The sequence below is a fragment of the Amnimonas aquatica genome (assembly GCF_002943415.1).
Classification (GTDB): Bacteria; Pseudomonadota; Gammaproteobacteria; order Pseudomonadales; family Moraxellaceae; genus Perlucidibaca; species Perlucidibaca aquatica_A.
This window is the reverse complement of record NZ_PTQZ01000046.1, coordinates 1-9,572: the sequence shown is the minus strand read 5'-3', so window position 1 is coordinate 9,572 and position 9,572 is coordinate 1. Positions and strand designations below refer to the sequence as shown.

General features: G+C 67.1%; 8 protein-coding genes and 1 pseudogene. 1 reads left to right on the top strand and 8 read right to left on the bottom strand.

All coding sequences use genetic code 11. The annotated features are described in order from the left end of the window. From C5O18_RS03345 to rluD, 7 genes and pseudogenes are all read right to left on the bottom strand, one after another. Window positions 1-306, bottom strand: a 306-nt coding sequence (locus C5O18_RS03345; protein ID WP_146089186.1) for a hypothetical protein, incomplete at its 3' end; no start/stop codon positions are given. A 262-nt stretch (window positions 307-568) separates the two neighbouring features. Then, the gene (gene ilvN / locus C5O18_RS03340) at window positions 569-1,060 is read right to left on the bottom strand and encodes an acetolactate synthase small subunit (RefSeq protein ID WP_105191449.1); all 492 of its coding nucleotides are present in this window, start codon (window positions 1,058-1,060) and stop codon (window positions 569-571) included. 2 nt (window positions 1,061-1,062) lie between these two features. Next, on the bottom strand, window positions 1,063-2,787 hold the full coding sequence (locus C5O18_RS03335; protein ID WP_105191447.1) for an acetolactate synthase 3 large subunit: 1,725 nt from the start codon (window positions 2,785-2,787) through the stop codon (window positions 1,063-1,065). Between the two features lie 422 nt (window positions 2,788-3,209). Further along, window positions 3,210-5,795 carry an ATP-dependent chaperone ClpB gene (clpB, locus tag C5O18_RS03330; protein WP_105191445.1) on the bottom strand — a complete coding sequence of 862 codons (2,586 nt, stop codon included), beginning with the start codon at window positions 5,793-5,795 and terminating at the stop codon, window positions 3,210-3,212. 132 nt (window positions 5,796-5,927) lie between these two features. Beyond that, window positions 5,928-6,491: a flavodoxin family protein gene (locus C5O18_RS03325; RefSeq protein WP_105191443.1), complete on the bottom strand. Its 564-nt coding sequence runs from the start codon at window positions 6,489-6,491 to the stop codon at window positions 5,928-5,930. A 47-nt stretch (window positions 6,492-6,538) separates the two neighbouring features. Continuing rightward, a complete protein-coding gene (gene pgeF, locus C5O18_RS03320; RefSeq protein ID WP_105191441.1) occupies window positions 6,539-7,324 on the bottom strand; it encodes a peptidoglycan editing factor PgeF in 786 nt (261 codons plus the stop codon). A gap of 26 nt (window positions 7,325-7,350) precedes the next feature. Next, a pseudogene (gene rluD, locus C5O18_RS03315) lies at window positions 7,351-8,407 on the bottom strand (23S rRNA pseudouridine(1911/1915/1917) synthase RluD). Between rluD and C5O18_RS03310 the strand changes: the two are divergent. Next, a complete protein-coding gene (locus C5O18_RS03310) occupies window positions 8,406-9,146 on the top strand; it encodes an outer membrane protein assembly factor BamD (protein WP_105191437.1) in 741 nt (246 codons plus the stop codon). The pseudogene rluD and the gene C5O18_RS03310 sit on opposite strands and share 2 nt — an antisense overlap. A 108-nt stretch (window positions 9,147-9,254) precedes the next feature. Here C5O18_RS03310 and C5O18_RS10340 read toward each other — a convergent pair. Next, the coding region (locus C5O18_RS10340) for a hypothetical protein (protein ID WP_206389707.1) at window positions 9,255-9,572 on the bottom strand (318 nt) is incomplete at its 5' end.

Here is a 9,572-nt window from a genome sequence, read left to right as displayed (position 1 = left end):
GTAGTGCTGAAGGTGCTGGGGCTGCCAGAGCCACGGTTGGGTCTTGCAATGCTCCAGAAAGGACACCACCGCAACGACGGCCTGTTTGCCGCTACCAGGTGAATTGCCATCGCTCCCGAGCTTGTAGGCAAAAAACATCTCCAGCAGCACGACAGTATCTGCACCGTCCAACCCGCCGCCAAAGAGATTGTGAGCGCGCCGCAGGTAGCTCTCGATTTCCTCAGTGAACGCAAGATGACCTACCCGCCCTTCCGGCAGGGTAACTTGCATCTGCACCACATTGGATTCTCTTTTGGAAGCACTCATATGCACACCATAGCATCAAGTCGCGTATGTTGCAATAAATTATCGCTTATTGAGAATTTCGTTGTCCGCTATGGACATCGAATACCCCCCTCGACAAAGCCAGCAACGTCCGTGAAAAACGGACAACCCTCATTACACATGGGAATTAGTACCAAATAATGAGAATTGCCGTGCCTATGTGATACTAAAGTGGGGTTAAGTAGGGTTAAACGAAAAGGCCCGCAACAGCGGGCCTTTTCGTCGAATCACCATCACCCCGCGATCAGATGCTCAGCACCTTCTCGCCACGGGCGATGCCGGACACGCCGGTGCGCACGACTTCCAGAATCGAGGTTTCCGACAGCGCCTCGATGAAGGCGTCGAGCTTGTCGCTCGGGCCGGTGAGCTGGATGGTGTAGACGCTCGGCGTCACGTCCACGATGTGGCCGCGGAAGATGTCGACCGTGCGCTTGATCTCGGCGCGGGCGGCGCCCACGGCCTTGACCTTGACCAGCATGAGCTCGCGCTCGATGTGCTGGCCTTCGCTCAGGTCCACAACCTTGACCACTTCGATCAGCTTGTTGAGCTGCTTGGTGATCTGCTCGATCTTGTGTTCGTCGCCGTTGGTGGTCAGCGTGATGCGCGACAGGGTCGCGTCATCGGTCGGGGCCACGGTCAGGGTCTCGATGTTGTAGTTGCGCTGGGAGAACAGGCCGACCACGCGGGAGAGCGCGCCCGGTTCGTTTTCCAGCAGCACGGAAATGATACGACGCATGATCAGGTACGCTCCGTCTTGCTCAGCAGCATGTCACGCATGGAGCCCTTGGCGATCTGCATCGGGTACACATGCTCGCTCGGGTCCACGTAGATGTCGAGGAACACCAGCTTGTCCTTCATGGCGAAGGCCTCGCGCATCTTCGACTCCAGCTCGGCCGGATCGGTGATCTTGATGCCGACGTGGCCGTAGGCCTCGACCAGCTTGACGAAGTCCGGCAGCGACTCCATGTACGAGCTCGAATGACGACCTTCGTACTGCATGTCCTGCCACTGCTTGACCATGCCCAGCGACTGGTTGTTGATGTTGACGATCTTCACCGGCAGGCCGTACTGCAGGCAGGTCGACAGCTCCTGGATGTTCATCTGGATCGAGGCTTCGCCGGTGACGCAGGCCACGGTCGCGTCGGGATAGGCGAGCTTCACGCCCATGGCCGCCGGCAGGCCGAAGCCCATGGTGCCGAGGCCGCCCGAGTTGATCCACTGACGCGGACGGTCGTACTTGTAGTACAGGGCCGCGAACATCTGGTGCTGACCCACGTCGGAGGTCACGTAGGCCTGGCCGTCGGTGACCTTGTAGAGCATTTCCACGACCTGCTGCGGCTTCATCTGGTCGGGAGCCGGGGCGTCATAACGCAGACCATGGCGGGCGCGCCACTGGTTGATCTGCTCCCACCACACCTTCAGCGCTTCGGCGTCCGGACGGGCGGCGTCGTCGGCCTTCACCAGCGCCAGCATTTCGCTCAGCACCGGCTCCACGCCACCCACGATCGGGATGTCGACGCGCACGGTCTTGGAGATCGCGGCCGGGTCGATGTCGATGTGGATGATCTTCGCGCTCGGGCAGAACTTGGCGGTGTTGTTGGTGACGCGGTCATCGAAACGCGCGCCCACGGCCAGGATCACATCGCTGTGGTGCATGGCCATGTTGGCTTCGTAGGTGCCGTGCATGCCCAGCATGCCGATGAACTGCGGATCGGAGCCCGGGTAGGCGCCCAGGCCCATCAGCGTGTTGGTGCACGGGTAGCCCAGCGAACGCACCAGGTCGGTGAGCAGCCCGGCGGCATTGCCCTGCACCACACCGCCACCGGCGTAGATCACCGGGCGCTTGGCGGCCAGCAGCTCGTCCACGGCCTTCTTGATCTGGCCGGCGTGACCGCGGCCCGGCGGGCTGTAGGAGCGCAGCTTGACCTTGGCCGGGTACTCGTACGGGAACTTCTCCAGCGGATTGGTGCAATCCTTGGGAATGTCGATCACCACCGGGCCCGGACGACCCGAGGCGGCGATGTAGTACGCCTTCTTCACCACGCCCGGGATTTCCGAGGCGTGACGGATCTGGAAGCTGTGCTTCACGATGGGGCGGCTGACACCGACCATGTCGGTTTCCTGGAAGGCGTCTTCGCCCACCAGGTGCGACGGCACCTGACCGGAGATGATCACCATCGGGATGGAGTCCATGTAGGCCGTGGCGATGGCCGTGACCGTGTTGGTCGCGCCCGGGCCGGACGTCACCAGCACCGTGCCGACCTTGCCGGTGGCACGCGAGTAGCCGTCGGCGGCATGGCCGGCGGCCTGCTCGTGGCGGACCAGGATGTGCTTGACCTTGTCCTGCTGGAAGATGGCGTCGTAAATGTGCAGCACGGCGCCACCGGGATAACCAAAGAGATATTCCACACCTTCGTCAGCGAGGGCGCGGATGAGCATTTCACCGCCGGATAACTGTTCCACGATTCACCCTATGTAGAGAATGCCAGGCCAGGCCCGGACCACCCCGGGCGCGCGTGCACACACGCAGTGCCGCATGAGGGGGCCGGATTCTAGCACGATCGAAAAAACATGGGGGCTGATGCATCAGCTCGCTGATCCCCGGGGTCGGGGTCGCGGTCTGGCTGGCATCGGGTATGCGCAGCAGGCCGCCGAGCGGAAATAAAGGATCGCGGGTTTGGCCGCGACCGGAACAGGACACAAGGGTCCTGGCGCCGAATTGCCGAGGGTGTTCAGCGTATCGGCGCCCACCATGAGACCGGTGATTTTTTATGCAAAACCAACGCCTGTCAAGCCCGCAGGCGCCGCACGCGCGTCATGCCCGGCCATGACTCTGTCATGAGCGGGCATGACGCCGGCCGGACTCGCGCGGCCGTGGCGCCGTGTCAGTGCAGCAGCGCCTTGTGGAACGTGAACGTGCCGTGCTCCTCGTCGACCTGGATGGTGTCGCCAGCCACGAAGTCGCCGCGCAGCAGATGGTCCGCCAGCGGATTCTCCAGCTTCGCCTGGATGGCACGCTTCAGCGGCCGCGCGCCGAACAGCGGATCGAAGCCGATGGCCGCCAGCTGCGCCATGGCCGTCTCCCCCACCACCAGACGCAGGTCGCGCTCGGCCAGGCGCCCGCGCAGGCGGTCGAGCTGGATGTCAGCGATGGCGCGGATCTGCGCCTCGCCCAGCGGCGCGAACACCACCGTCTCGTCGATGCGGTTGATGAACTCGGGCCGGAAGTGGCGACCGACCGCCTCCATGACCGCGACCCGGATATCCTCCGGCCGGCCGGCCTGGGTCAGGCCCTGGATCAGGTCCGCGCCCAGGTTCGAGGTCATCACGATCAGCGTGTTGCGGAAGTCCACCGTGCGGCCCTGGCCATCGGTGAGACGACCGTCCTCCAGCACCTGCAGCAGGATATTGAAGACATCCGGATGCGCCTTCTCGACCTCGTCGAGCAGCACCACCGAGTAGGGCTTGCGCCGCACCGCCTCGGTCAGCGTGCCGCCCTCCTCGTAGCCGACGTAGCCCGGCGGGGCACCGACCAGGCGCGACACGCTGTGCTTCTCCATGAACTCCGACATGTCGATGCGCACCATGGCGTCGTCGCTGTCGAACAGGAAGGTCGCCAGCGCCTTGCACAGCTCGGTCTTGCCGACACCGGTGGGGCCGAGGAACAGGAACGAGCCGCTCGGCCGCGAGGGATCGGTGAGGCCGGCGCGGGCGCGACGCACGGCATGCGACACCGCTGCCACGGCTTCATCCTGCCCGACCACGCGCTCGGCCAGCACCTGTTCCATGCGCAGCAGCTTCTCGCGTTCGCCTTCGAGCATCTTGGCGACCGGAATGCCGGTGCTGCGCGACACCACTTCGGCGATCTCGGCCTCGGTGACCTTGCTGCGCAGCAGCGTCGCCGCCGGCTGCTCGCCGCTCTGCGCCGCCGCCAGCCGCTTCTCGAGATCGGGAATGACGCCGTACTGCAGCTGCGACATCTTCTCCAGGTCGTTGGCCCGTCGCGCGGCATCGAAATCCAGGCGCGCCTTCTCCAGCTGCTCCTTGATCTGCTGGGCACCGGCCACCGACGACTTCTCGGCCTTCCAGACCTCGTCGAGGCTGGCGTACTCGCGTTCCAGCCGCTCGATCTCCTCGCCAAGCTTGACAAGACGCTGCTTCGAAGCGGCATCGTCTTCCTGCTTCAGCGCCTCGCGCTCCATCTTGAGCTGGATCAGGCGGCGGTCGAGCCTGTCCATGGCCTCGGGCTTGGAGTCCATTTCGAGACGGATGCGCGCGGCCGCTTCGTCGATCAGGTCGATGGCCTTGTCCGGCAGCTTGCGGTCGGTGATGTAGCGGTGCGACAGCCGCGCCGCCGCGATGATCGCCGGGTCGGTGATGTCGACGCCGTGATGCAGCTCGTAGCGTTCCTTGAGACCGCGCAGGATGGCCACCGTGTCTTCGACGCTGGGTTCGTCGACCAGCACTTTCTGGAAGCGGCGCTCGAGCGCGGCATCCTTCTCGATGAACTGGCGGTACTCGTCCAGCGTGGTGGCGCCGACGCAGTGCAGCTCGCCGCGCGCGAGGGCGGGCTTGAGCATGTTGCCGGCATCCATGGCGCCGTCGGCCTTGCCGGCGCCGACCATGGTGTGGATCTCGTCGATGAACAGGATGACCTGCCCTTCCAGCTTGGCCAGCTCCTGCAGCACCGCCTTCAGGCGCTCCTCGAACTCGCCGCGGAACTTGGCGCCGGCGATCAGCGAGCCCATGTCGAGCACCAGCACTTTCTTCGACTTCAGGCTGTCCGGCACCTCACCGTTGACGATGCGCTGCGCCAGCCCCTCGACGATGGCGGTCTTGCCGACGCCCGGCTCGCCGATCAGCACCGGGTTGTTCTTGGTGCGCCGCGACAGCACCTGCAGGGTGCGGCGGATCTCGTCATCGCGGCCGATGACCGGATCGAGCTTGCCGCTGGCGGCGCGTGCGGTGAGGTCGATGGTGTACTTCGACAGCGCGCCGCGCTGGTCCTCGGCGCCTGCGCTCTGCACCGACTCGCCGCCGCGCAGCTGGTCGATGACCCGCGTCAGCTTCGCCTTGTCGGCGCCGGCTTGCTTCAGCAGCCTGCCGGCAGCGACATCGGCCTCGACCATGGCCAGCAGCACCAGCTCGCTGGCGATGAAGCCGTCCTGACGCTGCTGCGCCAGCTTGTCGGCGAGGTTGAGCACGCGCATGAGATCAGGGCTGGGCACCACCTCGCCGGTGGCGCGGGCGATGCGCGGCAGGTTGTCCAGCGCCTTGTCGGCGCTGTCGCGCAGCGCCGGCAGCGACACGCCGGCCTGGGCCAGTAGCGGCGCCACGGCACTGTCGGCCGGCTGCAGCAGGGCCGCCAGCAGGTGCAGCGGGTCGAGGTTGTTGTGGTCGCGGCCGACGGCGAGGGACTGGGCATCGGCCAGTGCCTGCTGCAGCTTAGCGGTCAGTTTGTCGAGTCGCATGGGTGATCCTCCCGGAGCCATCTCGTGATCGGTTCGGCGGGCCGTTGTGCCCGCGCTTATCTGATCAGGTTTGGGTGGCCGGGGAGGATTTCAAGGCCTGCAACAATTGCGCGACACAAAGCCGCAGAGGTGTCAGGCCCCGCGCCGCCAGCGCAGCGCGCGCTCGGCGACATGACGGCCGAACAGCTCGGCGGTCAGGCGGTCGCCGCGCGGCGGCGTCAGCACCGGATCGTCGTTGTCGGCCTGGGTCATGAGGCCGGAGTTGGAGCCCAGACGGTTGAGGTCGTCCGGCCCGGTGCCCGTGGGCTGCAGAGGGAAGCTGGCCCAGAGCATGCCGTGCTGGCCGGCGAAGGTCTGCAGCTGCTGCAGGGCGACCTGCTTGTCGCCGCTGAGCGCACCGGAGTTGACGAAGCCGGCGGCCAGCTTGTCCTGCCAGCCCTGGCGCAGCCAGACCCGGGAGGTGTCGTCCATGAACTGCTTGAACGGCGCGGAAACGCTGCCCATGTAGACCGGCGAACCGAAGATGATGGCGTCTGCGGCCTCCAGCAGCGCCCAGTCCGGGGCGGTCACCGGCATGTCCGCCACGACCACGCCGGGCACGGCCGCCGCGCCCAGGGCGACATGCCGCGCCACCTGCTCGGTGTGGCCGTAGCCGCTGTGATACACCACCACCACTGTCGTCATTGCTTCGCTCATTGCTGTGTTCGCTGCTGTAGTCATGGCCGCCGTGTCCGGCCGGGCAATCAGTCTGCCGGCACCAGCCAGATCACGCTGGCCATGCGGCCGGTGCGGCCGTCACGCCGGTAGGAGAAAAAGGTCTCGTGCTCGGCGCAGGTGTCGCGTCCGCCACCGTGCACCGAGCCGATGCCGGCGTGCCGCAGGCGCTGGCGCGCGAGCAGGTAGATATCCGCCAGCCAGTGCCCCGGGCGCGCCGGCGAGGGCGTGAACGCCTCGGCGGCTTCGGCCTGATGGGCCATGAAGGCGGCGCGGACCTCGCCGCCGACCTCGAAGGATGCCGGACCGATCGCCGGACCGAGCCAGGCCATGACCTGGCTCGGGTCGGGAAAGCTCGCCAGGGTGGCCTCCAGCACACCATCGCAGAGGCCGCGCCAGCCCGCGTGCGCTGCTGCCACGCGGCTGCCCTGGCGATCGGTGAACAGCACCGGCAGGCAGTCGGCGGTCATGATCACCAGCGGCACGCCGGCGCGGTCGGTGCTGGCGGCATCGGCCTCGGGCGTCCACACCCGGCGCTGCGTCGGCTCGGCCGGTGGCTCGATCACGCGCGTGCCGTGCACCTGGCGCAGCCACTGCGGCGCCGAGGCCGGCGCCAGATGCTGCAACGCCTGTTCGAGCAAGGCCCGGTTGGCCGCCACGGCCTGCGGGTCATCCTCGACGTGATCCCCGAGGTTGAGGCTGTCCCAGGGCGCCCGGCTGTGACCGCCCCGGCGCGTGGTGACCAGCGCGCGGACGCGCGCCGGCGCCGGCCAGTCCGGCATCAGGGCGTGCGCAAGCAGGGTGTCGGTGCTCATGGGCCTGTCCCTCGCGGAAAACCGGCTCAGCCGGCCGGCTGGGCGTCCTGCTTCAGGATCTGGAGCAGGTTGATGAAGTCATCGGGCAAGTCGCTTTCCCACAGGCACTGCTCATCCGTGGCCGGGTGCGTCAGGCCCAGGCGGCGGGCGTGCAGGGCCTGGCGGTTGAAGCCGCGCAGGGTGTCCAGCAGCTCCGGGCCGGCGCCCTTGGGAAAGCGCAGGCGGGCGTAGACCGGGTCGCCCACCAGCGGGTAGCCGATGTGCGCCATGTGCACGCGGATCTGGTGCGTGCGGCCGGTCTCCAGCTGCAGGCGCACATGGGTGTGATTGGGGAAGCGCTGCAGGATGCGGTAGTGCGTGACCGCCGGGCGTCCGCCGGCGACCACGGCCATGCGCACGCGGTCGTGCGGATGACGGTCGATGGGCGCGTCCACGCTGCCGCCGCCGGTCATGTTGCCGTAGGTCACCGCTTCGTACTCGCGGTAGACGCGCTTGTCGGCCAGCTGCGCCACCAGGTCGGTGTGCGCCGGCAGCGTCTTCGCCACCACCATGAGGCCGGTGGTGTCGCGGTCCAGACGATGCACGATGCCCGCGCGCGGCAGCTGCGCCAGCGACGGGTCGTGGTGCAGCAGCGCGTTCATGAGCGTGCCCTGCGGATTGCCGGCGCCCGGATGCACCACCAGGCCGGCCGGCTTGTTGATGACCAGCAGGTGGGCATCTTCATGCACGATGTCGAGCGGAATGTCCTCGGCCACGCCGAAGGTTTCCTCCTGCAGCGTGGCCTCGACCACCAGCCGCTCGCCCCCCAGCACCTTGTCCTTGGGCTTGGCGCCGCGGCCGTCCAGGGTCAGCGAGCCATCCTGGATCCACTGCTTCAGGCGCTCGCGCGAGTACTCCCCGAACAGCTGGGCGGCGGCCTGGTCCAGGCGGCTGCCGGCAAGCTCGGGCGGAACCACGGCCTGGAGAGAGATGGCCTGGAGTGAAGTTGCTTGCGACATGGTTTGGCGGGTCCGGCGAGCTGGTGTTTAATAGGAGGATTGTACCTGTGCACCACGTCTGGTGCTCACCGTTGGATGAATCCATGAAAAACCTTCCCCTGCGTGCCCTGCTTCTCGTTCCGGTCGTGCTGCTGGCCGCCTGCGCCTCCAAGCCCCAGAACACGGTCAAGACCGAAGCCCGTTACTACGAGGAGGCCAACGCCGCCCTCAAGGCCGGCAACTACGGCGTCGCCGTGGCCGGCTTCGAAGCCCTGGAATCCCAGTACCCGGTCGGCAACTACACCGAGCAGGCCCAGCTCGAGGTCATCTACGGCAAGTACATGCAGTCCGAGTACCTCGGCGCCATCACCGCCGCCGACCGCTACCTGCGCCTGCACCCGGAGTCGCCGCGCCTGGACTACGTGCTCTACCTGCGCGGCCTGTCCAACTTCTCCATCGACCAGGACTCGCTACTCAAGCGCCTGCCGGTGAACATGGCGCACCGCGACATGGGCCAGGCGCGCATCGCCTTCGATGACTTCCGCCAGCTCAACGCGCGCTACCCGGACAGCCCGTACGCGGCCGACGCGCGCCAGCGCATGGTCTATCTGCGCAACCAGATGGCCGAGGCCGAGCTGCACGTGGCACGCTACTACGAGACCCGTGGCGCACTGGTGGCCGTGGTCAACCGCGCACGCTGGGTGGTGGAGAACTACCCGGAAAGCAGCGCCGTGCCGGAGGCCCTGGGTCTGCTGGTGAAGAACTACAAGGCACTGGGCATGAACGATCTCGCCGCCCAGGCCGAGACCCTGCTCGCCGGCACCCGCCCAGCCAAGAAGGGCTGAGGCTGCGCGGCGCGGTCGCGCCACCGGCCAGCGGCCGGCCGAAAACACGCATCATGCCCGGCCTGTCCGGGCATGTTCGTTCATGGGCCGCCGTTTCCCGGCGATGCCTCAGTGTTCGGACGCGCGCATGCTGCCGGCCAGCCGCTCCACCGGACGGAACTCCGCAGGCCGGTTGCGCAGCCGCCGCGCCAGCCAGGACACCTGCCATTTCCCGCCCCAGCCGGCGAAGCGCCGGGTGCCGCCCGGCAGCACCAGCCGGCAGACCTCGCTGCCCAGCACCAGCGGGATGAGCGCGAGCGGGAACCAGTCCCAGCGCCGCCCTCGCGGCAGCCCCAGATTGCGGTAGGCGGCATCGCCGAGGAACAGGTGCGACATGCCGTTGTGCGCGCGCAGATGCACCTCGGCCCAGAGCCGGGCGCGACGGCC